Source organism: Alteromonas sp. KS69, assembly GCF_003989595.1.
Lineage (GTDB): Bacteria > Pseudomonadota > Gammaproteobacteria > Enterobacterales > Alteromonadaceae > Alteromonas > Alteromonas naphthalenivorans.
On sequence record NZ_PYHU01000020.1, the window covers coordinates 34,048 to 61,022 of the forward strand.

Sequence of the window (26,975 nt, forward strand, 5' to 3'; positions counted from 1 at the left end):
TAAGATTTGAAAACAAAAACCGCGTTTAACGCGGTTTTTGTTTTTTTAATAACGCGTATATTTAAATAGCGCGGAAGCCCGCGCTATTTTGTATTCGCTACTCTTCAGCCTGTTCAGATTCATCAAGCTTGATGGGAGAGTCAAACCCCTCGGGCTTAATGCCTACCACCGCGCAGTTAAGTTGTTGAATAGTCTCTTCTGCCGTACCGCCCATAATAAAGCCTGGAACGCCAATACGGGCCACAGTACCCATTACAATAACATCAGTATTAAGTGATTTTGTGGTAGCCGCTATCTCTCTACGAGGATAACCATGCACAATATGCTTTTCAGGTTGCAAGAAGTCGATAATGTCAGGGGCTAGTTCACTTTCTAATTCGCTTAATAACGATTCGAGGGCTTGCTCTCTCTCGTCATGAATTTTGGCGAGGTCGGTTTCCATTTGGTCATTGTCTACGGTAATAAAACCATCTCGTACGATGTTCTCCGGGACTGCATCAAAAACATGCACAATATGAAGCTGTGCAAATTCCAACATAGCGATGCGGGCGGCATGGCGTAATATATCTAAATTAAGCTTTTTGCGAATTGAGATTTCGTGTTTAGGGTAGTGATAATTTAAATCGAGTGCCGCCACCACGTTTTTATATTGGCTACGGTTTTTCTTACTTAACACCCAAACCGGACAGGGGCATTTACGAAACAGGCGTATATCTAACCCGCCAAATAGGCGGTCTAAAAAGCCTTCTTCGCTTCGTTTAATAACCAAGTCGTAATGGTGTCTTAGCACGTCGGTTACAATATCAATCAGTGGGTGTCCGATTTTGACTACGGTTTGCACGGGGTACTCTTTCGACCATGTTTCTTCCTGCTCGGTAAGCCAATTTCTTGCCTGAGACTCCATAGATTGGTGTGAGTCGATATAGGCAAATGACTCCATTACCATATTTGCATTAGGGGGCAGGGCTTCTAAGGTAAGCATAATGGTTAGTGATGCTTGATTGCTCTTTGCAATATGAATGGCCTGGGCAACCACATCGTCTTGGCGATGTGAGTCACTGAGTACACATAAAATATTAGTAAAATGGCTGTCCATAGAAATCCTTAGCTATTGAGGCGCTATACGTTCTTATTCTTCATCCTAACGCTTGATTTGCAAGCTTGCTACCTTGAAAGCATGATTTACATCATAACAAAGTGCGATTTCATAAAAGGGTAATAACCGTATTCTTATTGGGTCTTTTGTAATCTTTGTGCTAGATTAAAACCTAATTTCCTAATCAGTAAAGAGTTGTTATGAAGTGGCCTAATCTCAAACACTTACATTACCTAGTTACCCTATATCAAGAGCAGCATTTTCACCGCGCTGCCCAGCGTTGTAATGTAAGCCAATCTACATTGAGCACGGCAATTCAAAACCTAGAAGAACATTTTGGCAGCCAGTTGCTGGAACGGGAGCACAAGACTTTTGTGTTTACTTCATTGGGGTTAGATATTGTTGAACGAAGCAAGTTGCTGCTGCAAGAAGCCGGTGAGCTGGTGGAATACGCACAAAATGCAGGGAATTGGCAACGAGGTACACTGAAGCTAGGTGTTATCCCCACCATCGCGCCATTTTTGTTTGAAGGCATGCTGGGAGCATTTAACGCCTTCTTGCCTGACATCAATGTTGAGATGCAAGAAGACACTACGGAAAAGCTGCTTCAGCAGTTAATTGATGGGCGTTTAGACTTACTTATTTTAGCGTTACCGATGGAAACGCCAGGGTGTAAGCAAATGGTATTGGGGCACGACCCTTTCCATCTTGTGGCCCATGAAGAAATGGCTGACAAATTGCCCGACCCCGTCGATATTTCTTCTTTACCCAAGAAGAGTATTTTCTTACTGCAACAAGAGCACTGTATGACCGGCCACGCGGTTAGTGCATGTAACCTTCAGCACAGCGACCAAATAAGCTCTGTAGCTGCCAGTAGCTTGTACACTTTGGTACAGCTTGCAAACAGTAAAATGGGTTATACCTTCTTACCCGAGCTTGCCATTAACCAATCTATCTTGGCACACACCAACTTAAAAAGTTTTGCCGCCGAAGAGCAAGGCTTTAGAGAAATAGGTTTAGTGTGGCGTTCAGGCACTACGCGTATGCAATTGTTTCGTCGTATTGGCGAAATCATCTCTCCTCTTCTACCTGTTCCCACCCTTAAATAATGTTTTTGGCGAAAAAGTTTCAAACTTTTTCGCCCACTGCGTCGACTGTAAGAGTAGGGAATATAAAAAAACACCTATATCGCGGGGAACGCAGTGTTCATAAAACGGGATGAAAAACTCGTACAACAAGCATTAAAAGGCAACAGAAATGCGTGGTTCACGCTTATTTCGCGCTATGAAACGGCCATGTACCAATACGGTATCCGCATGACCGGAAATAGCCATGACGCCTCTGATTTGATGCAGGATATTTTTGTCTCGGTTTATCGAAGCCTGGCGAATTATCGCGGCGACGGCACATTTAAAAGCTGGCTGTATCGAATAGCCCATTGTCGATGTATGGAGCTGTACCGAAAGCGAAAAGCGTTTACCGATATCGATGATATTTCAGAGCCTCTATGTGAGACATCATGCCCTGAAATGCAGCTTACCAGCGACCGTCAGAGTCGGGCGGTAACGCAAGCTATGCAAGCTTTGCCCTTGGCACAAAAAGCGGTGGTGGAGCTGAAATTTTTTGGGCAGTTCACTTTTGAAGATATTGCAGAGCAAATGGATATTTCGGTTAATACCGCCAAGTCGCGTTTGTATAGCGCACTAACCAAATTAAAGTTGGAGTTGGAATAAATGAATCAACCTGACCATACCAATGAAGCATTAATTATCGCGTGGGTAAACAACAGCCTTACCCAAGAACAGAAAGCGACATTTTCTAAAAAATACGCCCAAGATAGCGTGTTTGCCGCCGCGGCTGATAATGCCAGTGCTCTGGCAGGCTGCGCGAGTGAATTTGTTGCGCCCCCAGTGCCTGATTGGAATAAAGCACAGCTATTTCCAGCACAAGATAAATCGAGTTGGTTTCAGTGGCAAGGCTTTCCTGCACTGGCTTGTGCGCTATCCGCGGTTGCCATTGTATTGGTGTTTACGGGTATGCCCAATAAAGATAATGGGCAGTTACTAACGGCGCAAACACCAAGCAATGTAGATGCCGAGCAGCTATCAAGCTTGGTTGCCGAACAAGTACGTGTGCAAGTGCGCCAGCAAGTAAAACAGCAGCGGGAAATGTACCAAGAAGCGAATCAAGTGTTGTTTAAAGAATATGCACAATCACTTGCTGCACAGCAACAACAAACGAGTGCCGAACTCACTCAGTATTTATTGGCCTCTAGTCGAGAGGCGCGTAAGCAAGACTTTGCTGAGTTACTTCAATTTATTAACGATCAGCGCATTGATGATCAGCGATTTTACGCCCGTCAGTTCAGTAAATTACAAGATGAAATTGATGGCATAGGTATGGGATATAGCGTTGTGCTTCCCAACTCGAATTCAGCGTCTCCAGTAGACGAATAACCAATAGGTAGCCCTTATGAAAAGACTATTATCTCTTTGCTTACTAACCAGTGTTAGTGCGTTAACCTTTGCCCAAAGTAATGCTACTTCTTATGCGTCTTTGTCAGATGAATTGGAAATTATGTCGGGCGTAATGAATACCGCTTTTCGCCAAAACGCCAACCCAAAAGGGTGGCGAGTATCGCGACTAGAAAGCAGTTATCTAGCGGGGCAGGGGGCAGTATTCACCGTGTCAGTACGCGGCAAAAGTGCTGATTGGATCCACGATATAGAAACCATGGTGGAAGGAATGCCAACCCCTCCAGCAGCGCCGGTTGCCCCAGAAGGTGGTGGTATTGTTTTTGAGCTAAGCCGTGAATGGGAAGATTTTGCAGGCGAAGCAAGCCGTCGAATTGCCGAGGTTTTTGAAGATAACAACGACCATATACATGATATCCGCTCTCGCTCTAGAGAATTAGCGTGGGAAACTCGCGAGCTAGAGCGCCGCAAGCGCGATATGTCTTTTGAATTAAGACAAGCTGATGACGATAGAAAAGAAGCGCTTGAAAAAGAAATGCAGGGAATTGAATCGTCTTTAGCATCTATAAGTGCGCAGTCAGCAGAGCTCGAAGAAGAGGTGCGTCATTTAGAAGGTGAGCGGCAAGCGAAACTAGCTAAGCAAAAAGAAAGTCGTCAGCAAGCCTATCGTTCATTTTTGGCTAATTTTGAAGCCAGCATTGGTAGCACATTTTGCCGATTTGGCGCAGGACTTCGGGGGTTACCTGAAGGAGAGCACGTCAGCATGATATTAAAAGACTTTGAATACGGCGATGATAACAACAAACACGACCGAATTTATGTGTTTAGCAAAGCGAATATAAAAGCGTGCGTGCAAGAGCGGATTGACGCCGAAGCGCTATTAACCAGCGCTACTATTTATACATTCTAGCTGTACTTTCACAACCAGCGCTAACTAAGGGGCGGTATGACCGAGTTCTGCTGCCCATTGTAGTTCGCCCCGCGACAACCCATTCGCCGAACTTGCCCCAAAGCTATGTAATGCACTGTATGCACTGTTTGAAGGCACGCGGCAATAATGACATAAGGCATAAAACAGTAAGCTACAGCGATGCTGTGAACCATCACAGTGTAAGTACACACTGGCGCCTTCAGTTAGCATCTGCGACAGTTCGTGCAGATATTGATGCAAGTGAACATCATCGGTAGGTGAATCTGCTGAAGGGTGTAAAAAAGGCAGCCATATCCATTCTAACCCGGCTGCTTTAGCACCATCGCGAATAATAGGGGCGTCTTCCTCTCCAGTTTGTACCGTAGCAAGGTGAGTCACACCCAACCCTTTTAATCTTGCATAGGTGTCTGATGTCGGTTTTTGCCCCAGACAGATTTTGCCAGCGCTAAGTGAAAACCACGCAAGAGAGATTTGGCTATTTGTACCTTGAGATACAGATGGTGATTCGTTTTTATTCATACCACATAATAATATATTGAGAAATAATGGCAGCTGCACCCGCCTAATACGAACACATGCCAAATAGCATGAGTGTATTTTACCTTTTTCGCCACATAAAAACATACCCCAAGGCTAAAGCACAAACCACCCGCGACCAGTAACCACAAACCCGCCCCTGGTAGCGCAACATACAACGGGTAAATAAGCCCAATGGCAATCCATCCCATCAATAGGTAAGTCATTACGGATACTTTTGGAAAGCGGTGCTTAGCAACAAGTTTAAAGGCAACGCCACCTATTGCTAAACACCAAATTACCGCCGTCATGGTAATACCAAGCACGCCGCCAATAGACACTAATAATAAAGGTGTGTAAGTACCTGCTATCAGTAAATATATTGCGCTGTGGTCGAATAGCTTTAACCAGCCCTTTGCCCTATGGTGTGATGTTGCATGATAAAGGGTAGAGCTCAAAAACATAAGAATGAGCGTAGCGCCGTATATTGCACCGGCAGTAATGGTTAGTGTGTTATCTGCACGGTAGAGCAGAAATACCATGCCTACAATGGCAGCAATAAAACCAACACCGTGACTAATACTATTCAGCCATTCTTCAAGTACAGAATAGGCTTTTGCCGTAATGCTTGTCATGATTTCCTCCAACTCTGCTTTCATCTAGCGGCCGAACTGATACTTTTTGCACCTAAGCGTTCATCATTCGTATAGCCCACGCGCTTTCAGCGTACACTTGTTCGCTCAAGTATAACAGATGCGTAATCGGCGAGTATTACAATTTTAAATTGCACGTTAATGAAAACCTGATCTTAAGTATCTTTGATACTAAAAAATATTCGTCACTTATTTCATTGCGTTTGTGCGATTGAATGACAATCAGTAAATGTGTTGAATGTAGCGTCTTGGTTAGGTATTGAGGCTAGGTACTTGAAGCGAACATTTGAGCCAGATATTTGGTGGGCTGGAGTATCAATGAGGGTAAGGTAAGAAACTTAAGTCGGTTTACTATTACTGATTGTCGCTGCTATCTAACCCTTCAGGTTCGGCAAACATCAGATAATCATCGGGTGCCGCGACCTTATTCTGCTTAGCTTTATACATGGCGATATCTGCTAACTTTATTAAGGTATTCATGTTGCGACTCATGCGAGGGTAAAAAGCAACGCCCACGCTCATAGAGACAACAGTGGGGGTTGTATCATCATTAAAATAAAACGGCTGCTTAATTCCTTCATTCACCTTTGATATGACTGTTTCAACCGCCTTTTCGTCTTCGGCCTGTAAAAGCAGTACAAATTCATCGCCCCCCCAGCGCACTGCCACATCAACTTTACGGATTTTGTCTCTTAATTGTTCAGATACGAAGATAAGTACTTCATCGCCCGCATCGTGACCGAAAATATCATTTACGGCTTTAAAGCCGTTCAGGTCAATTAACGCGAGTGCAAAGTGATGGCCTTTATTCATCAACTTAGCAATGAGCTTTTCACCACCATTTCGATTGTATATGCCGGTTAGTGAGTCGAAGTCTGCTTGCAGTGCCAGATTTTGCAGTTCACGTTTTCGAGTTGAAATATCATTGAAGGTTATTTGATAAAAACGCTCGCCCTCTTCAGTCATCAACGGGCTGGCAATCAATTGAACCCAAATGGCGGTTTTATTAATCCCTGACTTCAGTTTAAATTCGCCAGTGGCAAACTCGTTACGGGAAAACGCTTCTAGCAGTGAGGTTTTTATTGCAGCAGGGTTTTCAAATAATTCTTCTAACAGTTCTCCATAGTCCTGTTTTTCTTCAAGGCCAATTTTTACAACAAGATCTATAAAAGCTTTATTCCTAAGTTCTATTATTCCACTTTCAGTCATTAACACCGTGGCTGACTTCGCATTTTCAAAAAGCATCCTAAAGCGCTTTTCCAAAAACTCAATTTCTTCTCTTAATTGCCTTTCTTGGGAGAACTGCTCTTCGACTTTACTTAACAGCTGATTGGTATCATGTACAAAAGCACCAATTTCACTGTCAGTGTGGTATTCAGGCACCGCAATACGCTGCGCTGTGCCTGGGGTAATTTCATGCAGTGAACGTCCCACACGAAGCATGGGGGAAATAATGATGTAGTAAGTAATGACTAAGGCAACAATACCCACAACAAGCGCTTCTACGTACAGTGAATAACTATTGTCGTTACTTATTTTCTCGGCTTGATGGATAATATGGTTAAAGTTTGGGTATATGTTGACCTCAGCTAATGCTTCTTCTGGTATGAAAGGGTGTCGGACTAGAAATACCCGAGGTTCTATGTTTTTGTTAATCGCATCGGTAACGTTGAGCTGATAATACAGAGCGTCACTTTTGATAGACGCCGCGAGAATTTTGTCACTTTTAACCAATCCATTTATCGCTTCTTTGGCTAAATCTTCTTCTTCTAAAAATGCCGCTATGGACGCGGTTGCACCAACTGTTCGATAAAGTTCTTCGATATCGTGGTTTGCTTCATCAAGCTCGTTCTCGTATGTGGCGCGGTAAAAAAACTCTGCGGTAGTTAACACTATCAACATGGCGGCAGCCACCAAGAAAAGTGCAAAACGAAAACCTAGACCACGAATATTAATCAAAACGATACACTACCTTCATCTTGTCGGTAACATAAGACTCGTAAACATAAGCTAAAGCGGACTCATCCTCTTCAAGTCGCTGCTTAACATCATCTATTGTCAGTTCGATTTCAGGCGGTTTAACGCGACCTGAAAATTTTAACCTAGACCAATAGGCATTCACGCGAGCAGGGGGTAAACCGACTAATGCCTCGTAAAATTCTGCTTTAAGTTTAGCCTCAACTTCAATGTCGATTGGCGTCGCTTGTTTACCATTAGGAAACGCAGAATACTTGCCCATAAATAGATTAATTAAGCCTTTTTTATCCAGTACTTCCACGTCATTTTTCTGATTTGTAACGACAACAATATTCTCTGACGTGTATGCAAAGCAAGAGACGCTGTGTAGTGCTATCAGCGCAGTAAGGATGAGGGGGACGGGGCTATAAAATTTCATATTAGCCCTTAAAAACTATAACTTAGAGCAAAAAACAGGGTATGCGCCACGTTATCATCTTCATCATTAACAACTAGCCCCTCACGGGCTCTCAGGCCGCTACCTCTTGCATTTATATCGGTTCGCTCAAGTTGTACTTTAAACGCGAGGTTTTCTTTTAAATCCCACCGCCAGCCTAAAGAGAATGAATGCTGATGATGTGCCAACGTACTGGCGACTTCTTCCACTAAGGTGGCTAATTCGGATGTACTTTTATTAATCGGAAAGCCTGGCTGTTCTTGGCTAAGGTAATAAGCGTCTGTTTTTACAAATGAATATAAAGCGTAGAAGGTATGCGCACCATAGAGATAACTTATATTCACAAATCCATTTAAAGAGTGCCTTAATGCAATTGAGTCAGAATCAATATGTGACAGCTCGCCAGATATTTCCCAATCGCCGAGATAGCGATTTAGATAAACAGAAGTGTATTGAATAGTTGCACCGCGTAAACTCAATGAGTTCGCAAAAGTGGTGGCGCCACTCCAAAACGGTTGCAGTTGCGCAACCGATGTCGCCACGAGCGCGGTGTCTCCATTATCATTTTTTGCTTCGGTTTGGGTGTGTTTGAATGCAATGCTCCAATCAAATGCTACAAACTCAATGCCTATTGAGCGCAAATCATTAAAGGTTATCGGGTTATAATCATTTCTGGTAAAGTCACTTTCTCCTCGGCCCCAGAAGGCCTTAATTAGTAAGTTAAAATCGCGGTAGGGTTTAAGGTAGCTGATATCCGCCCCATCAAAACTTCTGGTTGGAACAATACCATAAACCTCTGTAGGCACTTTCACCCAAGGGTAGGCGATTGATACGTCTCTGGTATCACTAAAGTGAAAGATATCGGCGGCGAGTCTCCCGGCTCTTACTTGCCACGAAGGAGTGATGTCATATCTTAAAAAGGCCATCTGCGTGATTGAGCCTAGGTTTTGTTCATCCTGCTCTCGATAAACAAATTGCCCAACAAAATCGAGGTTCCGTGAAAAACTGTAGTCGAACTGCACGCCAATTAAACTCAAAGGCTTAAAGGCAAAACCATCTTTCTTAGCTATCTCCGCTTGTGAACGATCGGTACGAAACTGATGATTACGAGTGTCAGCGGTTGCCGAAGCTAGCGTGGCAAACCCACTTACTTTTAGCTTGTCTTGTTCAGCTAAAACGCTAAAAGTTGTCAGCAAGCTCATCATTACCACAATGAGAGAAAACTGCTTTTTTATCATTTATGAATACCTGCTTCGTAGTCTGGTCTTGATTACTGTGACAAACGTTTATATTTTTGAATTTTGACAACTATAAGCATAGTAAAGAAACAAAAAAAAACGACTGATAAATCAGCCGTTTTTTATGAGTAGGTTAAAAAAGCAGTTGCAATGAGTTTTTAGTACCATACATCCACTGACTTTTGTAGCCTAGTAAGGCGTGCCAGCAAATGATCGGCATGGAAAATCTATAAATGCGAGCGTCATTGCTGCAAGTGCCCAGATTGAACCTGACTTTTTTTCGGTGACTGGTCCATTACGCCTTTCTTAGCCAGATACATTTCAATCAACGTTAAAGCACCCTTGTAGTTTATCCATTAATACAACAAGTTGCTTCGCTTCAGTTTTCGACATGCCATCTAGTTTGCATAGCATTTGCGCAGGCACATCAAGCGCTTTCAGCTTGGCGTTTTCACCTGCTTTCGACAGCACTACGCGGCGTACACGCTTATCATGTTCATCTTTAACCACACTCAATAATTCTTTTTGTTCTAGCTTTTTAAGGATCAGTGTCATAGCGCCGCCGTCTATCACGGTTTTATCGAGTAGCTCGGCAATGGTCACATTAGACTGTTCCCACAAAGCCATCATCACAACGTACTGTGGATAGGTAATATCAAGGCTTTTCAGTAGGGGACGATAGGCGCGAGTAAATGCATTAGATAGCGTATAAAAACGATGGCACAACTGACTTTCTAACTTAAGTGTGTCGGGCCCAAGCGCTTCCGATGAAAGTGCTTCTGATGAGAGCGCTTCAGCCCCTAAATCGCCGTGCATATATTCATCAAGCCTAGCTTTGTCAGACATGCGTGCTCCAGAAAGGATGTAGAGAGTAAAAAGATTATGATTAATATTTTGCATGCAAAAGACTTGATCTACAAGCCGCATTAGTGTTAATTTATTTTGCATGCAAAATAAATTGCATTTCTCATTCATCACTTATGTTCAATTGAATACTTAATTTGAGCAAGACCAAAGAGGATTTATACAATGCACACACTTCAACAGGTGGTTTATACCGGCACAGCAACGGCAACAGGCGGTCGTGAAGGTACAGCAAAATCAAGCGACGGAAGCTTAGACGTTACTCTTTCAACACCAAAAGCACTAGGTGGCGCGGGTGGCAGTGGCACTAACCCAGAGCAAATGTTTGCAGCTGGCTATTCAGCATGTTTCATTGGTGCGCTCAAGCATGTCGCTGCGGCTGAAAAAGTTAAACTGGGCAGCGATATTAGTGTAACTGGCGATGTATCAATTGGACCTATCGAAGTCGGTTTTGCTATTGCAGTAAAATTAAGTGTCGACTTGGGCGATATGGAGAAATCTGTAGCAGAGAGCCTAGTGGCAAAAGCGCACCAAGTATGCCCATACTCTAATGCCACTCGTGGCAATATTGATGTGCAAATTTCAGTAGCGTAAAACGCCTACTATTCGCTTTTTCCTGACCTCCTCCCTCACTAAATAATCACACTGCAATATACAGGTGGGGAAGGAGGTAAACGACAATTTAACTTTTGGTGTTGTAGCTTGTCGTTTTGGACTTAAGCATTAGGCTACTTCTTTGTTATTATGATTAAGACAGAAAAAATAACAGGAAGTATTATGAAGAATATAGGCTGGGTAGCCATTTGTGCGCCAATGTTGTTTGCGTGTAGCGAACAACCCTCACAAGAAATTACAACACCATCAACGGTTTCTGATAGCGCGGATAGCAAAATTGCTGCCGAGAGCGCAGTATCTAAAGTAGATGTGATCAGTGAAATAGAAGCGGGTAAAGATTACCACTCATTCGCCAACCCATCCGAAGTACGGGTAACCCACTTAGATTTAGACCTAACGGCAGATTTTGAAACGTCAAAATTATCCGGCAGTGCTACATTAACCGTTGAGCGCAGTGCGCCTAACTTCAATACGGTTGTTCTTGATACCCGTGCACTGGATATTACATCGGTAACCGTTAACGATGAAGCCGTGCCTTTTGATATGGGCGACGCCGATCCTGAACTTGGCACGCCACTTTCTGTTGAATTGCCTGAAGGTGCAGACAAGCTAACGATTGCTTATTCTACCTCGCCTGAAGCGTCGGGTGTACAGTGGTTAACCCCAGCGCAGACCGCTGGAAAGCAACATCCTTTCTTATTTACCCAAGCCCAAGCTATGCATGCGAGAAGCTTTATTCCACTGCAAGACTCTCCACAAGTTCGGGTAACCTACACGGCCACTATTCATACACCTGAAGCTTTATTGGCAGTGATGAGTGCTTCTAACGATCCTACTACGGCTCGTGATGGTGAGTACTCGTTTACTATGCCGCAGCCTGTACCGTCTTACTTAATTGCATTGGCAATTGGTGATTTGAAATTTAAGCCAATGGGCGAGCGCACGGGCGTTTATGCTGAACCTAGTGTGTTAGATGCCGCGGCGAAAGAGTTTGAAGATACCGAGGCCATGTTAGAAGTTACAGAAAAAACCTATGGTCCGTATCAATGGGATCGTTACGATTTACTGATTTTACCGCCTTCTTTCCCGTTTGGTGGTATGGAAAACCCACGCTTATCGTTTATTACGCCTACCGTTATCGCTGGCGATAAAAGCTTAGTGTCACTAATTGCGCATGAATTAGCGCACAGCTGGTCAGGTAATACGGTGACCAATGCCACGTGGCGTGACCTGTGGTTAAACGAAGGTTTCACCACCTATTTAACCTACCGTATTATGGAAATGATATACGGCCACGAGCGATTTAAAAAAGAAGCGGTGTTGGGGTACCAAGATTTACAAAACGACATACAAGCCCTAAACGAAGAAGATGAAATTTTAGCAATCGATCTTCGCGGAAGAAATCCAGACGATGTTTTCTCTAATATTCCTTACGAGAAAGGCGCGCTCTTTTTACGTGAAATTGAAAACAAAATTGGCCGTAAGAATTTCGATGCTTTTTTAATGCAGTACTTTGAAGATTTTGCGTTTAAGAGCATCACCACTGATACGTTTTTGGCCTATTTGGATGAAACCTTATTGGCACAATACCCAGATAAGTTGAGCAAAGCACGTATCGATACGTGGGTATTCGAGCCTGGAATTCCTGAAGGGGCACCTGTGCCAGTGTCTGATGCCTTCGATAAAATCGATACCACTCGCAGTGCCTGGTTAGCCGGTGAAGTCGAAGCGGTAAATATAGATACCGAGCTATGGACTGTGCACGAATGGTTATACTTCTTAAACAATATGCCAAATGAACTATCAGCGCAGCAATTAGCTGAATTAGATGCGGCGTTCTCGTTAACCACCACGCAAAATAACGAAATAGCCCATAGTTGGTTGATGATAGCGGTGGCAAATGAATACAAACCGGCCTACGACAGATTGTACGAGTACCTTGTTAAGATTGGTCGTAACAAGTTAGTTAAACCGCTGTATCGCGAGTTATCGAAAACCCCAGAAGGCAAAGCATTTGCTAAACGTGCGTTTGAAGAAGCAAAACCGGGTTATCATCCTTTAACCATAAGAGCCAATGAAGGCTTTGTGGAGTAAAAGCGATCTTTACAAGTCTTAAGGCGTAGAACTAATTAGGTAGCATCGGTAGCACTAGCGGGATTGTTAGCGCTACTGATGACTCATATTACCAATGTAATTGGTTCATGTAGCTAATACGCAATTAAGGAGACTGTATGTATACGCAAAAACTACAACCTGATTCTTCATTTCCCGATGTGCAAGTAACGCTGAGCACGGGTGAGGCTGTTTCATTAAGCAACAAACGTGAAGGCTGTGATTGGAAAATGGTGGTCGTTTATCGTGGCAAGCACTGTCCAATCTGCACCAAATACTTAAACGCGCTTGAAGACTACAAAGGGCGTTTGTTAGCGCTAGGCGTTGATCTAATCGCGGTATCTGCTGATAGTCAATCTCAGTTGAAAGAGCACCTTGAAGACCTATCAATTACGTTCCCTATTGCTTCGGGCTTAAGTGAAGAAGATATGAAGGGGCTAGGTTTATACATCTCGGTGCCTCGCAGCGAAAAGGAAACCGACCACAATTTCGCTGAACCTGCCTTGTTTATTTTAAATCAAGACAACACAATTCAAATCAGTGAGTTGGCGAATGCACCTTTTGTACGCCCTGATTTAGAACAGCTGGTTTCAGGTTTGGAATTTATTCGCGACCCCGAAAATGACTATCCCATTCGTGGCACTTTTAGCGGATAGCTTTAATGAATAGCTTTGATGGATAGCTTTAATGAATAGCTTTGACGGCGACTAAAATTGCTGTTTGAGTAATTCTTTTAGAACCCAAAAGCCCGCTAAGCGGGCTTTTTTATGCTTATCACAACTACGTGTTATAAATGTAAGAAAAAGCTGGGAACACCCACACTCTTTAGGTGCTGTCAGGGCGTGTAAAATCAATTGCCATGGCGGCAGTTTTTTCTTGAAACTCGTCGATAGTGTGACTTGGTAATTGCACATCAACAGTTACGTGCTGTGCATAGCTACAATTCACTACCTTGCCCGAAAATTGTTCGCATAAATGGCGGATAAATTGCTCGTGCTTAAAGTCTATATCAATAGAGACATCATAAAGACGCACTTCTTCCCGAGTTGGCAATTGTTCCATCGCTTGCTGCGCCGAGGCTGAGTAAGCTCGCACTAAACCACCAGCGCCCAACTTAATACCACCAAAGTAGCGGGTAACAATCACCATGACATCGCCTACACCTTTGTGCTGGAGAACGTTCAGGATAGGTTTTCCGGCCGTGCCACTTGGTTCGCCATCGTCAGCCATTGCTGCGCTGGATGGGGAATGAGGATTGCCAAGTAAATACGCCCAGCAATGATGACGAGCATCTGGGTATTGTTGCTTTACATTTGCTAGATGTGCCATAGCGGCTTCGCGGCTATCGGCGAAAGCGGCGAAGGCAATAAACTTGCTTTTTTTAATCTCGTACAGAGTTTCAATCTGTTGAGCGGGGACGGGATACGACATCACGCCATTGTACCTGAGTTTCGCTTTAGGCTAAATACAGGGACAACAGCGTTTTGTGTTTTACTACTTTATTAGAAATGACTCTGTATTAACGAAGTATGCCTGAAACCGTTTCCGATACGTTTGTCGCACCTTTAAGGATTTCATCCATCACGCCTTGTACTTGGGTGATTTGCTGACTGTTTAGGTCAACATTGTCTTTCACAGTCGCCATCTTGCTTGTCGATTTATTCGCAAGCTTACGGTTTTCTGCTACAACTGATTCAATTTCTACTGTTGAATCACTAGTACGCTGTGCAAGTTGACGAACTTCATCCGCAACCACGGCGAAACCACGACCTTGTTCTCCAGCTCTGGCCGCTTCAATAGCAGCATTCAGTGCCAGTAGGTTGGTTTGATCGGCAATTCCGCTAATAGTGGTTACAATAGTTTCAATTTTAAGCGATTGCTCACTAAGTTCATGCATAAGTTTGTTGGTTTGGTCAACTTCATCAAGTGCCACTTGGAATACATCAATACTACGTTGTAGCGATGACGCACCGTCTGCGGCAATTTGTGATGTTTCTTCTGCAGTAGATACAGCAAGCTCGGCGGCTTGTGAAATAGCATGCTTTTCTTGAACTTGCGCTGTTACATCAGACGCAAACTTTATAACTTTAACCACTTTACCCGTACCGTCGAACACAGGGTTGTACGTAGCTTCAAGCCATAACGTTTCTCTATCAGCATTGATTCGTTCAAAGGTTCCCGAAGAAAATTGGCCGTTTGCTAAGGACTGCCAAAACTGAGGGTTATTCTGATAGAAATCGTCTTTACAGAACATGCGGTGGTGCTTGCCTTTAATTTCATCAAGGCTGTACTTAACGGTCGCAGTAAAGTTTTCGTTCGCAGTAACAATGGTGCCATCAGGTTCAAACTCGATAACCGCCATCGACTTATTCAGAGCGTCGGTAATTGCTTTACCAGAGAAAACAGCGTTTTCTTGTTCGGTAACATCATGATAAATAGCATGAATTTCAGAGTTGCTGCCGTTGAGTACATTAACGTAGTTCGCTTTTAGTCACTTTGTCTCGCCTGTCTCTGCTTTCATCGCAATGGTATTCGTGTAAGATCCACCGTTTGATAATGACTGCCAAAATAGACGGTAATCGTTGTCGTTTTGAACACCAGGGACACGAAGATCTTTGTGATTGAATGAATAATCACCTGACGATGGGCGCGCGAGTATTTGTAGGAACTGAGAAGATGCGTATAGACAATCTCCTCTATCCGAATACACTGCGTAAGCAAGGTTATCTTTCAATGCATTTAGCGTCGCCGCTAAGCTGTTATTCTCGTCCGTGAGTGAGGAAACTTCCTTATTATATCGTGAACTGGATACAAACATGACGGCTCCGTTAACTTCTAATAAAGTAGAAGAAGTATAGAACGGTTAATTTTAAAGCGCGTTTAGACAATAGATGCAATTGGTGCATTTTTAGGTATGTCATTTCATAACTAAATGTTCACGATTACTATTTTTTCATACTTGAACGCTTTTTTACTCTATTTTTACTAGTATTTCAGAGTCAATTTACATGAAAGTTCTTCACACCTCAGATTGGCATTTAGGTCAAAGTTTCTTTACCAAAAGCCGTAAAAATGAACATGAGCAATTTTTTAAATGGCTGCTTGAGGTGGTTGAGCAAGAAAGTATAGATGCTGTTGTCGTGGCCGGTGATATTTTTGATACCGGCACTCCACCGAGTTACGCGCGGGAGCTTTATCATCAACTAGTGGGTAACTTTCAGGGAATGGGGTGCACCTTAGTAGTACTAGCCGGCAATCATGACTCGGTGTCGGTATTAAATGAAAGTAGGGAATTACTGTCTTATTTAAACTGTCACGTTATTGCTAGCACTTACGGCAATGCTGAATCGCAAGTCTTACCTTTGCGTACCCGAGATGGCGACATAGGCGCAATACTGTGCGCGGTACCTTTTATTCGTGCTCGGGACGTTTTAAAAAGCGAAGCTGGAGCATCGGCGATTGAAAAACGTCAGGCGCTGGGCGAAGCCATTAAGCAGCACTATGCCAACCTTTATCAGATTGCGTTAGATAAACGTAAGGAATTGCATGTAGAAGTGCCAATTATTGCCACAGGGCACTTAACGGCGTTAGGGGTAAGCCAGAGTGAAAGTGTGCGCGACATTTATATAGGTACACTAGAAGGTTTTTCAGCTGATGGGTTTCCTCCGGCAGATTATATTGCCCTTGGGCACATTCACCGACCGCAAAAAGTGGCAGGGTGCGACCATATTCGATATTCCGGCTCGCCTATTCCCTTAAGTTTCGATGAACTGAAATCACAAAAGCAGGTGCTGATAGCCACGTTCGAAAACAAATCACTAGTGTGGGTAGAAAGTAAGCCTATTCCTCGTTTTCAACCGATGGCAGTGTTACGTGGTAACTTAGAAGATATTGAGCTTGCCTTACAGCAAAACGAGGCGGTGAAAAGCGCAAGCTCAGATCAGCCTGCATGGTTGTGCATAGAAGTAGAAACCCAAGATTACCTAACCGACCTTCAACAGCGCATTCAAGCGCTAATAGACGACAAACCTGCCGAAATTTTGCAATTAAAACGAATGCGCAAACAAAGAACCAGCGTCATTTCAGCAGAAGAAAACGTTAACTTAAGCGAGTTGTCTGTGCATGAGGTGTTTGATGCTAGATTGTCACTGGAAGCGTTTGAGTCGGACGAAGACCAACAACGCAAACAGCGAATACAAACCTTGTTCGAGCAGGAGGTAGACGATGTGCAGTTATCACATATGGGCAGCGAAGCGGCAGATGGTGCCAATGCTACCGATGTGAACAGCGCTATTGATGAAAAGCAAAATAACGCACCTGTTAATAAAGCGCCTGTTAATACCTCACCTGCAGGTGAGGGTAACCTATGAAAATTCTTACCCTTAGGCTCAAAAATCTAAATGCTTTAAAAGGGGAGTGGAAGATAGATTTTACCCAGTCTCCTTTCATCGACAACGGTTTGTTTGCCATTACCGGCCCAACAGGGGCAGGAAAAACTACATTGCTTGATGCTATTTGTTTAGCGCTTTATCACCAAACGCCGCGCTTGGGCACTATTTCGGCGACCTCAAACGATATTATGACGCGCGGTACGTCAGAGTGCTTGGCGGAAGTTGAATTCGATATAAAGGGTAAAGCGTATCGGGCATTTTGGAGTATGCGGCGCGCAAGAGGAAAAGCTGACGGCAATTTACAATCTGCTGATGTGGAATTAGCGGAAGTAGAATCTGGCAAAGTGTTAGCTACCCAAGTGAGGCCAAAGAGTGAAGAGATAGAGCGCCTGACTGGGCTTAACTTTGCGCGCTTTACAAAGTCGATGATGCTCTCCCAAGGCGACTTTGCTGCCTTTTTAAATGCCAACGAAGGTGACAGAGCTGAATTATTAGAAGAGCTTACTGGTACAGAAATTTATGGCCAGTTATCTCAAGCGATTCATGAAAAATACAAGGCAGCAGAAACCACAAAACGGGAATTCAAACTAAAACTGGAAGGCGTAGCATTACTCAGTGAAGCGCAGCATAGCGAACTTAGTACTCAGCTGAACCAATTTAAAACCCAGCTACTTACTGTAAATACCGAGATTGTTTCGCTACGAGAACAGTTGCAATGGCAACAGGCGTGTGAGCAAAATCAACAAGAGCTTACTAAGGCGAACGCGGCATTAGTTGAAGCAAATAACGTGTATGAACAGGCAAAGGGCGAACTAGCGCTATTAGTTGCTGGTGAGCCTGCGGAATTGCTTCGCTTGCCACATTCCGCGCTTAGTCAGCTATGTGAGGATGTGCAGCGCATTGCCAACAATCTCAGCCTGAAACAAGAGCAATTGCCAGATTTAGAAAGCCAGCAACAAAAGCGACAGGCGGAATGTGAAAGCAGTGAGACGGACTTTACCAACGCGAAAGCCCATCAACAGCGTTTTGAAACCCTGATTAACGAACAAATCATTCCACTTGATAGTGAAATCAATAAGCTTACCAACCGCATTGAGACAAACCAACAGACGTTAGCTGATGCGAAAATAAAGCAGGGCAAAGCGCAAGAAAACCATCAAACATACTCTGATGAACTTGAAGGTAAAAAGCGCACGCTGGATGAGTTAACCACCTACCTTAATGTTCATGCGGCAAATGGTAAGATGGCAGGCGAAATCAGTGGCTGGAAAGAAAAAGCGGCACGATTTAGCGATGACGAAAGTACTCTAGCGGAAATAACCAAGAAAATAACCGCAACGCAGCAGCTTAAAGACAGTGCCGTGGCCGATTTAGCTGAGAAACAACACGCCAAAACTAATGTGGTGGCGTTACATCAACAAAGCGCAGATAACGTTTCACTGTGTGAATCTAGCCTCAATCAACTCCTTAGTAATGGTGATACAGCCAGCGTGAATGCAGATATCACAGTACTTAATAATAACTGGCCAGTTCTTGCGTCGTGCGAACAATGGCAGCGGCTTTATATCAATCATAAAAATAGCCATGCTGAAAAGGCGCAAAGACTAACGTCATTGTTATCCAATATAGAAACCCTTAAACAAGAGCGGGCAGAGTTAGCGGCAAGTTACAAAGCCACGCAAAGCCATTTAAAAGACGTTGAGTCGTTAATTAAGTTAGATGCCGAGCTTGCGCATTTACGCCAAACGCTTTCACAAGGTGAGGCATGCCCTTTGTGCGGCGCCACTGAGCACGATGCTTCTTTGATGAATATTGATGTGCCTGAAACCATTGCCAAGCGCGACGAACTAACCCGCTCACTTGAAAATATAGAGAAACTAGGTACGCAAAAGCGAGAGCAAATCATTACCGCCGAGTTCGAAAAACAGCAGTGCGAGAAGGTGATCGCAGAAGCACTCGCAGCCTTTTCTCAACTTGAAGCCGACTGGCAAGGGGCTATGTCGTCTTTAAATGCTAGCGTTGTTATTTCAGATGTTGAGTCTTTTCACCAGCTTCAGCTGAACTGCAAAGCACGTCAATCTCGCTTAAACGCCCAGTTTAGCAATATACACGCTAGCGAGGAAAAATTAGCCGAAGCCAAAAATAAGACGCTTTTGCATCAACAGCAAATAGAATCAATAAACAGTGAGATGGCGCTTTTAACGGCAAAAGTCTCGCAACTAGAAGGGCAACTAAACGACTTCCACACGACTAAATCTAGTATTGAGAGCGCACTTGCCCATAATCGCAGCACGCTTATTAATGAGATTGAAAGCGTGGGTTTAACACCAGATGCCAATATCACTGAGTGGCTTGCTCAGAAACACAAGGATGTGGAAGTGTTTCAAGAGAAAACTCATCTGCACAGTACCTTGTCTCACGAGTTAAAAGCCCTTAAAGATAAATTGGTAGAGCAAAGTGAAATTAAAGCGGCTGCAGATAAAGAAGCCCAATTATACACTACACGTATTCAAGAAATTGAAGCCCAGCGTGAAGCGCAACGTGCTAAACGTCATGATTTGTTCCCCCAAGGGGATATTGGCGCTGCTAGACGTGAAATTCAGCACACCCTATCGGTAAAAGAGCAGCGCTATAAAGAATGTGACACTGCTCTTCGTGAGGCGCAGCGAGCATTAGAAAATGCTACCGCCCAACTAAAAATACTCACTGCAGAGTTAGAAGAAAAACAACAAGCCAAAGAAGCAAAGCAAGTCGAATTCGATTCCGCATTAAGCCAAAGCCCGTTTGCTGATGAAACCGAATTTTTAAGTGCATTATTGCCCTATGAGGAACGCCAGCGTTTACTTCAAAGGAAGCAATTAATTGAGCGTGAGCAGCAGAATGCGCAGTTGTTATTAAATACCGCCACGCAAAAGCACAGCACTTTACTAGCACATGAGCACGCCACGAAATGGCAACAATCAACTGCAGAAGCGACACAGGCAAGTTTGAATGAGAAAGATGATGAAAAAGATCGGTTACTGGCACAACAAGGGCAACTATCTCAACAGTTAGAGAGTAATAGGCAGGCGATTGAAAAACAGCAAAGCTTAATCAATGAAATGCGTGAGTTTGAAACATCGTATGATGATATTGCTTATTTGCACTCTCTTATTGGCTCTGCCAGCGGCGATAAATTTAGACGATTTGCACAAGGCTTAACGCTAGATAATTTAGTTCGTTTAGCCAATCAACAACTCGATAGGTTGCACGGGCGTTACCAGCTTACCCGCAACACAAAAGACAGTTTAGGTTTAAGTGTATTAGACACGTGGCAGGGGGATGTGGTGCGCGATACTAAAACCCTATCGGGAGGCGAAAGCTTTCTGGTGAGTTTAGCGTTAGCGCTGGCCTTGTCTGATTTAGTGAGTTTTAAAACGAGTATAGATTCTCTTTTCCTCGATGAGGGTTTTGGTACGCTAGATGCCGAAACTTTAGATGTTGCTTTAGACGCATTAGATAACCTAAACGCTAGCGGTAAAATGATTGGTGTTATTAGCCACATAGAAGCGATGAAAGAACGTATTCCTACCCAGCTTAAAGTAATAAAACGAAATGGCGTTGGGTTAAGTGCGCTGGAAAAATGTTACTCAGCGACAGAAAATTGACGGATATTTGGCAGGTTTAGTTTTTTGAAGCTACACTAAAAATAGCCTTTAATGAACTATCGCATACAACACGGCGGTTTTAGGGGTGATGCCGACTAATCTGTGTTGTAATTTCAACGGCGCATATTGTTTAGTCAGGGTGAAGTTTATAAGGTAATTCCACGCAAATTGGATCTTGCATCAGTACAGATTGTTGGGGGCGAGTAACCTTCCATGTGCGACCTGAATGCAAGATGGTCAGTAAAATTACTGATTGCTGCTTTGTGTGTTTTAGTGTGTGAGTGTGTGTACGCCTCGTGTGTCATTACCTCACCATTAAACAGCAAAGTGGGTACACCTATTCCCATGGTGAAAGGCGATCAGCGTTTAACGCTACATTGTGATTTAGCGCAACCGCATATTTTCCATTTTCCCCGCAACTTCGTAAATAAAGCCATGCTGTATCGGTTAGAGGCTGATGTTTCTATAACAGGCGCCTTCGAAACCCAGAGCTCAGCAGCACCTACTTTAACGCTACCAATCGAGCTACCTAGCGCGCGGCATGCCTATATGCTTCCCACTGGCGCAGCGTCTTACTACTTAGATATAGAAGCCCAGTACGGTAGGGCACTGTACCCGAGTCTATCCTCAGTACCTGAGTTCTACGCATTTAATACTATTCATACCTTAACACTGAGTGCATTTGCTGGCTTCTGCTTTGCGCTGGCTATTTATGTTGGGGTATTAGGCAATAGCATGCGAAGTTTTGGGTTCTATTCTTACAGTTCATACGTGGCAAGTGCAGCCACCTTTTTCTTGTTGCAGGAAGGGATATTTTACACATTATTGCCCAATGTGCCGTTTCTAAATAGCGTACAGTTAAGCGTGCTTTTTGCCGGGCTGACCATCTTTGCTTCTTTACGCTTTTTAGATCAATTACTCGATTTTAAAGCGTTGTTAAAAAAGTGGCAAAGAAGCGCACTACACTATTTATCGCTAATAATATTAGCTTTGGTGAGCGTGCAAATAGTGTTAAGTAGTGACGTGGGCATGATGGTAAACATAGTCATGTCGAAACTAACCTTGGTTATCATGGTCGGTATTTTATTAGCAATACTTTATGCGGCGTATCATAAAGTACACTGCGCAAAATTAGTACTGCTGGGTGTCTCGACAATTATACTTGCCATGCTAGCCAGGTTCTATTTGAAAGACTTCAGCCCGTTCCTTCAGCGCTACGGGCTTATTATCGCGGTGACAATAGAGGCGTTAATTTTTGCGTTTGCTGCAGCGCAAAAAGTGAAGAAGCTTGATAATGACAGGATGGCAGCATTTAAGCGTGCCGCTACCGATCCGCTTTGTCATATTCTCAACCGTGACGGTTGGGAGGGGGCCGCAAAAGTACTCTTAGATGACTTCAATCGTCAAGGCGGTTACATCACTTTAATGTTTATCGATGTAGATAACTTCAAGCGAATTAATGACTCTTTTGGGCATCGTTCAGGCGATGATGTACTGCGTATCTTGGCGAAAATTCTTAAACGTCAATGTCGAGAACAAGATGTGGTAGGTAGGTTAGGCGGTGATGAGTTTGTGGTGCTAAGTTATTGCCACAGCCGTAGTCAATCTGAACGGTTGGTGGGGCGAATTAAAGCGCGCTTAAGCAACTTAACTATTCAAACGCCTAATGCTCAAATTCCCGTTACGGCGAGTGTAGGCGCAGTGGTAACTGATACGTCGTGCAAGAACTTAGATGCCTTGCTCCAAGAGGCGGACATCCTGATGTATGAACAAAAGAAAGCGCGCCACACTGAAGTATCACAACCCATCTAATACCATCCAATATAAATAGGGCGCTGACTCAATGATACTGGCTTAATGAGCTCTTGCTAATTGAACCGGCCTATTGAACTGGTTTATTGAACTGGCTTAGTCAAGTAATACAATGGTGTTTCACATTGGGCTTATACATCTTTAAGCATTTTCGCTAACATCAAAAGCGGTAACCCAACAATTGAATGTCTTTTGCGAAGTGGTTATCCACTAAGCGCTTCAGTTCGTCCGTGTAATACGCTTGATAGCTGCCTCTATCTGTCGCTTTACGTTTATGGGGAAGTGTTGACGGGGGAATAGACAAGTGCGAACAGATAGCATCAAAATCTTCCTGTAAATTTTCGTAGCGACCAATAAAATCAGTCAGCAAATTTCCATGTAAATCCACAAGGTAATCGCTTTGCAATTGCAGCGATGTGTCTATGTGGTATTGATATGGACGCTCAGGGTTGAATTTCCATCGCATAAAGCGCTCGAAGGTATCATGACCTTCCATCACCTGAGGCCGTTCGCGTTTAATGTGATGATAGGAGCTTACCTGCAAGTCCCAAGGGTTTCTCACCACCGAAAACTTGTACAACCCATTAAAGTATTCTTCGGGGAGCATTTCTTTTGCCGCAATAATGCGAGAATGCCGAGGAAAGCGGCTACCAATCTTATGCCCACAAAACTGACTCATTTTATTACTGATAAACTGTGCTACGGCATAGCGGTGTCCCCAGCGATACTGTGACAGCGCCTCACGAATACTTGTACCACCAGTTTTAGCAATGTGTACAAAGAGAAACTGTTTACTGTGGGAAAGTAGCACCGGATATTATCCTTGTTAAAGCCGATATAGGTATCAATACAGTGTGGCCGTTAATTGTGACAACCATATGGATATCTGAGTCATACTTAGTAGTGAATAAACGCTACTACGTGATGAAAATGGATGGCTTTTGCTTTTTGTTGGTTGAGAGTAAAGCTATGATAAAATACCGTTAAATGAAGCTTCAACAAGTTAAATGCGGCGCAGAATATTCGCTATGCAAATGGCTTCAATCAGTACACCCTAGTACCACTGATGACAGCACAAAAATGGAAATTAAGAGTAAATGGTAGAGCAGAGTTATTATATTGGTGTGGATGGCGGCGGTACTCACTGCAGAGTGCAGTTAGAGGATGAGCACGGCAACGTATTAAGCTACGCCGACGCTGGTTCTGCCAATATTATGACCAATGCTGCTGCCGCAATGCAGTCAATTATCGATGCTAGTGAAAAAGCCATTAGCGCAATAAAGCCCATTAGCGTAGTAGATAAGCCCATTAGCGCAGTAGATAAGCCCAGTAGCGCGACAAATAAACCTACTAACCCAGCAGTCAAGCTCAGCCAAATACACCTTGCCGCAGGACTTGCTGGTGCGAATATTCCCAGCGCATTAAATCAGTTTTTAAGTTTACACCACCCCTTCAAAAGCGTAACCGTCATCAGTGATTTACATGCCGCCTGTCTTGGCGCTCATAACGGCTATGCCGGTGCATTAATTATTTGCGGCACTGGATCGGCGGCTACAGTTTTTACTGGCACTGGTACCAGTACTAATTCGCACAATTTTAAAGACAAAGGCGGTTATGGGCTTCCAATCAGCGACAATGCTAGTGGCGGTTGGTTAGGCCTTGAGGCGGTTAAACACAGCTTGTTGGTGTTTGATGAACTTATTCCTCATAGCCTCTTGTTTGCATCTATTTGCGATAATTTAGCCGTATCAAACCCACAACAGTTGGTCACAAAAGTGGCGGGGTTTAAAGGAAGAGAGTTTGGTGCATTGGCCCCCAGTGTGGTGGCAGCCTATAAAAAAGGTTGCGCCGCAGCCGGGGCACTTATTCAACAAGGGGCTAGCTACCTCAACGATGTTGGTCAAACACTTACCTGCAAGGCACCTAATGAAAAAACATTCACCAATAATCAGGATTTGCCCCTTTGCTTAGTCGGTGGGCTAAGTCATGTGTATCAGCCGTTATTAAGTGCTGATCTTCAAACTAGGCTTATTGAACCCAAATCGTCACCTCAAGCAGGGGCTATTCAATACGCAAAACAACAGGTAGCACTGGCTTAATGCAAACAATTACCTCAGACAAAGTACTGACACCCGCAGGCATTCAGTTTAATAAAACCCTATGTATAGAACAGGGCGTGATCCAACGCATTCAAGATGCCACAAAGGAAGAGCTTGCAGAAAAGTACGCAGGTACGCTTATTCCTGGGTATATAGACACACAGGTAAATGGTGGCGGGGGGATACTGTTTAATCATACGCCCACGTACGATGCACTAAAAACCATGGCGAATGCGCATTTGCAGTTCGGCACTACCAGTATGTTGCCTACACTCATTACCGATAATGTGACCACTATGGCTAACGCCGCCGATGCGGTAAGTGAAGCCATTGCCAATAATCATCCAAATATTGAAGGTATTCATTATGAGGGGCCTTTTTTAAGTACTGCGAAAAAAGGCGTGCATGAAGAAAGCTTTATTCGTACGCCACATGATAGTGAGCTGGCGACCTTGTGCAGAAAGGATATTGGCAAGGTACTGTTAACGGTGGCCCCTGAAAGTGTGAGCCCCAGTTTTATTAAAGAAATGGTGGCAGAAGGGGTAGTGGTTGCATTAGGGCACACCAATGCTAGCTTTGAACAAGTAAGCGATGCACTTAACGCTGGGGCGAGTGGTTTCACCCATTTGTATAATGCAATGTCAGCGTTTACCTCTCGGGCGCCAGGTGCTGTGGGCGCAGCATTGTTGTTTGATAGTGCGTATTGTGGGTTAATTGTGGATCACCATCACGTACACCCTAAAAGTGCTGAGTTGGCGATAAAGGTTAAAGGTAAAGAAAAGATAATGTTGGTGACCGATGCCATGGCGCATGTGGGGAGCAACCTAGACACGCTGGCTTTTTTCAATACAGAAATTAAGCGCAGTGGCAGTAAACTCACCACCCCTGATGGCACATTGGCCGGTTCATGCTTAGATATGCATGGGGCTGTGGCAAATACTTGTCATGATTTAGGCGTAAGCTTAACCCAAGCAAGTGCAATGGCAAGTAGTACGCCTGCAAACTTCATGGGAATGCAGCATAAACTAGGCAGTCTCGCAGCAGGGCAGTATGCTAATGTATTATTAGTGGATGATACTATTACGTTAGCCAATATTTGGGTAAAAGGAAGGCTTCAATAACCCAAGCTTCAAGCGTATATTACCCTAAAGTGCTGTGGATCAGCGTTCTGAGACTGCCTTCTCGGTGATTCAAAAATATTGAATTTTCTGGAGCGTAACATGACCTACCGCGTTGCAATTGCCATATCAGGCGCCGTTTCTTTGGGCTCTTATGAAGCGGGTACGCTTTATGAAATTATTAAAGCGCTAAAAGAACATAACGAAAACCCTGCCAACCCAAAAATTGAAATAGATGTGCTTACTGGCGCTAGTGCTGGTGGCATGACCGCCGCAATGATAGCGCAGAAACTCTTATATGATGGCGACGCCTTATCGGGCGAAAATACCAATGTGGGTTACGAAGCATGGGTGAAGTCGGTTGATATCAACGGGTTGTTAACGCCCTTGCCGGGAGACAATGCCAAAAATTCACTGCTCTCAAATGGCTTTGTAAAAACCATTGCTGATAAGCTGATTAATAGCCGGTACGTAAAATCATCAGCACCAAACTCTCCACCAGCACAAGCAGAAACACCGCTAGTTCAAACGCCCCACATTGCCAGCGCTACCTCTATCAGGTTAGGGCTGGCCATGTCTAACCTCAATGGCGTCGATTATGAGGTAGATACGTTTGCTTATTTAACGGAAACTTTAGGCCAAGGAAAGTTCACCCAAACGCGCCACCAAGACAGGTATACCGCTACGCTGGACAACACAACCGATAACCAGGCTATTTGGAACGAGATTAGTTCCGCGGCACGAGGATGTGGTGCCTTCCCTGTAGCGTTCTCGCCGGTGTCACTCTCCCGAAGTTGGCTACATGGCGATTACAGCGGTCGAGGCGCTGTAAAATTTGAAGACAGTATCTTTAGCTTTATGGATGGTGGGGCGTTTAATAATTACCCTTTGGGGATGGCAGTATCATTGGCTGAACAAAACGATACAAACTATACCGATTATGAAAACCGCTTTTACTTTTACATTTCACCCAACCCTAAGGCGTGTTGATCTTTC

23 protein-coding genes and 2 pseudogenes are annotated in these 26,975 nt (G+C 44.0%); 13 read left to right on the forward strand and 12 right to left on the reverse strand.

Going from position 1 to position 26,975, the window contains the following annotated elements:
* Window positions 1–97: 97 nt before the first annotated feature.
* Window positions 98–1,096, reverse strand: a complete 999-nt coding sequence (locus tag C7Y69_RS13355; RefSeq protein ID WP_126873053.1) for a universal stress protein — start codon at window positions 1,094–1,096, stop codon at window positions 98–100.
* A gap of 200 nt (window positions 1,097–1,296) precedes the next feature.
* Here C7Y69_RS13355 and C7Y69_RS13360 point away from each other — a divergent pair, with 200 nt between their 5' ends.
* The 4 genes from C7Y69_RS13360 (at window position 1,297) to C7Y69_RS13375 (ending at window position 4,480) form a co-directional block, all read left to right on the forward strand.
* Window positions 1,297–2,205, forward strand: a complete 909-nt coding sequence (locus C7Y69_RS13360) for a hydrogen peroxide-inducible genes activator (RefSeq protein WP_126873054.1) — start codon at window positions 1,297–1,299, stop codon at window positions 2,203–2,205.
* A gap of 93 nt (window positions 2,206–2,298) precedes the next feature.
* The gene (locus tag C7Y69_RS13365; protein ID WP_126873055.1) at window positions 2,299–2,829 is read left to right on the forward strand and encodes an RNA polymerase sigma factor; all 531 of its coding nucleotides are present in this window, start codon (window positions 2,299–2,301) and stop codon (window positions 2,827–2,829) included.
* Window positions 2,830–3,552: a hypothetical protein gene (locus C7Y69_RS13370; protein WP_126873056.1), complete on the forward strand. Its 723-nt coding sequence runs from the start codon at window positions 2,830–2,832 to the stop codon at window positions 3,550–3,552.
* 16 nt (window positions 3,553–3,568) lie between these two features.
* Window positions 3,569–4,480, forward strand: a complete 912-nt coding sequence (locus C7Y69_RS13375) for a hypothetical protein (protein ID WP_126873057.1) — start codon at window positions 3,569–3,571, stop codon at window positions 4,478–4,480.
* Between the two features lie 24 nt (window positions 4,481–4,504).
* Here the strand turns inward: C7Y69_RS13375 and C7Y69_RS13380 are convergent, their stop codons facing one another.
* From C7Y69_RS13380 to C7Y69_RS13405, 6 genes are all read right to left on the reverse strand, one after another.
* Window positions 4,505–5,020, reverse strand: a complete 516-nt coding sequence (locus C7Y69_RS13380) for a hypothetical protein (protein WP_126873058.1) — start codon at window positions 5,018–5,020, stop codon at window positions 4,505–4,507.
* Entirely contained in the window at window positions 5,017–5,652 is a 636-nt protein-coding gene (gene trhA / locus C7Y69_RS13385) for a PAQR family membrane homeostasis protein TrhA (RefSeq protein WP_013785303.1), read from the reverse strand. Before trhA ends, C7Y69_RS13380 begins: the two co-directional genes overlap by 4 nt.
* Before the next feature lie 372 nt (window positions 5,653–6,024).
* The gene (locus C7Y69_RS13390) at window positions 6,025–7,629 is read right to left on the reverse strand and encodes a sensor domain-containing diguanylate cyclase (protein WP_126873059.1); all 1,605 of its coding nucleotides are present in this window, start codon (window positions 7,627–7,629) and stop codon (window positions 6,025–6,027) included.
* The gene (locus tag C7Y69_RS13395; protein WP_126873060.1) at window positions 7,622–8,065 is read right to left on the reverse strand and encodes a hypothetical protein; all 444 of its coding nucleotides are present in this window, start codon (window positions 8,063–8,065) and stop codon (window positions 7,622–7,624) included. The genes C7Y69_RS13390 and C7Y69_RS13395 overlap by 8 nt, the downstream gene beginning before the upstream one ends.
* Window positions 8,066–8,073: 8 nt before the next feature.
* A complete protein-coding gene (locus C7Y69_RS13400) occupies window positions 8,074–9,321 on the reverse strand; it encodes a hypothetical protein (protein ID WP_126873061.1) in 1,248 nt (415 codons plus the stop codon).
* 321 nt (window positions 9,322–9,642) lie between these two features.
* Window positions 9,643–10,167 (reverse strand): MarR family winged helix-turn-helix transcriptional regulator, encoded by a 525-nt coding sequence (locus tag C7Y69_RS13405; protein ID WP_244361033.1) that lies wholly within the window; start codon window positions 10,165–10,167, stop codon window positions 9,643–9,645.
* Between the two features lie 183 nt (window positions 10,168–10,350).
* On the opposite strand from C7Y69_RS13405, the gene C7Y69_RS13410 reads away from it, so the two are divergent.
* The 3 genes from C7Y69_RS13410 to C7Y69_RS13420 all read left to right on the forward strand — a co-directional run bounded on the left by C7Y69_RS13410 (window position 10,351) and on the right by C7Y69_RS13420 (window position 13,568).
* Window positions 10,351–10,779, forward strand: coding sequence for an organic hydroperoxide resistance protein (locus tag C7Y69_RS13410; RefSeq protein ID WP_013785297.1), 429 nt, complete (start codon window positions 10,351–10,353; stop codon window positions 10,777–10,779).
* A 183-nt stretch (window positions 10,780–10,962) separates the two neighbouring features.
* The gene (locus C7Y69_RS13415) at window positions 10,963–12,894 is read left to right on the forward strand and encodes a M1 family metallopeptidase (protein ID WP_013785296.1); all 1,932 of its coding nucleotides are present in this window, start codon (window positions 10,963–10,965) and stop codon (window positions 12,892–12,894) included.
* Between the two features lie 137 nt (window positions 12,895–13,031).
* Window positions 13,032–13,568 carry a peroxiredoxin-like family protein gene (locus C7Y69_RS13420; protein WP_013785295.1) on the forward strand — a complete coding sequence of 179 codons (537 nt, stop codon included), beginning with the start codon at window positions 13,032–13,034 and terminating at the stop codon, window positions 13,566–13,568.
* A 169-nt stretch (window positions 13,569–13,737) separates the two neighbouring features.
* Here C7Y69_RS13420 and C7Y69_RS13425 read toward each other — a convergent pair whose 3' ends face one another.
* From C7Y69_RS13425 to C7Y69_RS21905, 4 genes and pseudogenes are all read right to left on the reverse strand, one after another.
* Window positions 13,738–14,343: a YigZ family protein gene (locus tag C7Y69_RS13425; protein WP_013785294.1), complete on the reverse strand. Its 606-nt coding sequence runs from the start codon at window positions 14,341–14,343 to the stop codon at window positions 13,738–13,740.
* 88 nt (window positions 14,344–14,431) lie between these two features.
* Window positions 14,432–14,788, reverse strand: a pseudogene (locus C7Y69_RS22070) (methyl-accepting chemotaxis protein); the annotation flags it as partial.
* Window positions 14,789–14,962: 174 nt separating this feature from the next.
* A pseudogene (locus tag C7Y69_RS22075) lies at window positions 14,963–15,274 on the reverse strand (PAS domain-containing protein); the annotation flags it as partial.
* Window positions 15,275–15,403: 129 nt separating this feature from the next.
* Window positions 15,404–15,730: a hypothetical protein gene (locus C7Y69_RS21905; protein ID WP_244361035.1), complete on the reverse strand. Its 327-nt coding sequence runs from the start codon at window positions 15,728–15,730 to the stop codon at window positions 15,404–15,406.
* 190 nt (window positions 15,731–15,920) lie between these two features.
* Here C7Y69_RS21905 and sbcD point away from each other — a divergent pair, with 190 nt between their 5' ends.
* From sbcD to C7Y69_RS13445, 3 genes are all read left to right on the forward strand, one after another.
* Window positions 15,921–17,282 carry an exonuclease subunit SbcD gene (gene sbcD, locus C7Y69_RS13435; protein WP_126873062.1) on the forward strand — a complete coding sequence of 454 codons (1,362 nt, stop codon included), beginning with the start codon at window positions 15,921–15,923 and terminating at the stop codon, window positions 17,280–17,282.
* A complete protein-coding gene (locus C7Y69_RS13440) occupies window positions 17,279–20,950 on the forward strand; it encodes an AAA family ATPase (protein ID WP_126873063.1) in 3,672 nt (1,223 codons plus the stop codon). The genes sbcD and C7Y69_RS13440 overlap by 4 nt, the downstream gene beginning before the upstream one ends.
* A 213-nt stretch (window positions 20,951–21,163) precedes the next feature.
* A complete protein-coding gene (locus C7Y69_RS13445) occupies window positions 21,164–22,762 on the forward strand; it encodes a diguanylate cyclase (protein WP_126873064.1) in 1,599 nt (532 codons plus the stop codon).
* A 160-nt stretch (window positions 22,763–22,922) separates the two neighbouring features.
* On the opposite strand, the gene C7Y69_RS13450 is transcribed toward C7Y69_RS13445, so the two are convergent.
* Window positions 22,923–23,573 (reverse strand): sulfotransferase family 2 domain-containing protein, encoded by a 651-nt coding sequence (locus tag C7Y69_RS13450; RefSeq protein WP_126873065.1) that lies wholly within the window; start codon window positions 23,571–23,573, stop codon window positions 22,923–22,925.
* 286 nt (window positions 23,574–23,859) lie between these two features.
* Between C7Y69_RS13450 and C7Y69_RS13455 the strand changes: the two genes are divergently transcribed.
* From C7Y69_RS13455 to C7Y69_RS13465, 3 genes are all read left to right on the forward strand, one after another.
* Window positions 23,860–24,861: a BadF/BadG/BcrA/BcrD ATPase family protein gene (locus C7Y69_RS13455; protein WP_126873066.1), complete on the forward strand. Its 1,002-nt coding sequence runs from the start codon at window positions 23,860–23,862 to the stop codon at window positions 24,859–24,861.
* Window positions 24,861–25,982: an N-acetylglucosamine-6-phosphate deacetylase gene (gene nagA, locus C7Y69_RS13460; protein WP_126873067.1), complete on the forward strand. Its 1,122-nt coding sequence runs from the start codon at window positions 24,861–24,863 to the stop codon at window positions 25,980–25,982. The genes C7Y69_RS13455 and nagA overlap by 1 nt, the downstream gene beginning before the upstream one ends.
* Window positions 25,983–26,081: 99 nt before the next feature.
* Entirely contained in the window at window positions 26,082–26,969 is an 888-nt protein-coding gene (locus tag C7Y69_RS13465; protein ID WP_126873068.1) for a patatin-like phospholipase family protein, read from the forward strand.
* Window positions 26,970–26,975: the final 6 nt, after the last annotated feature.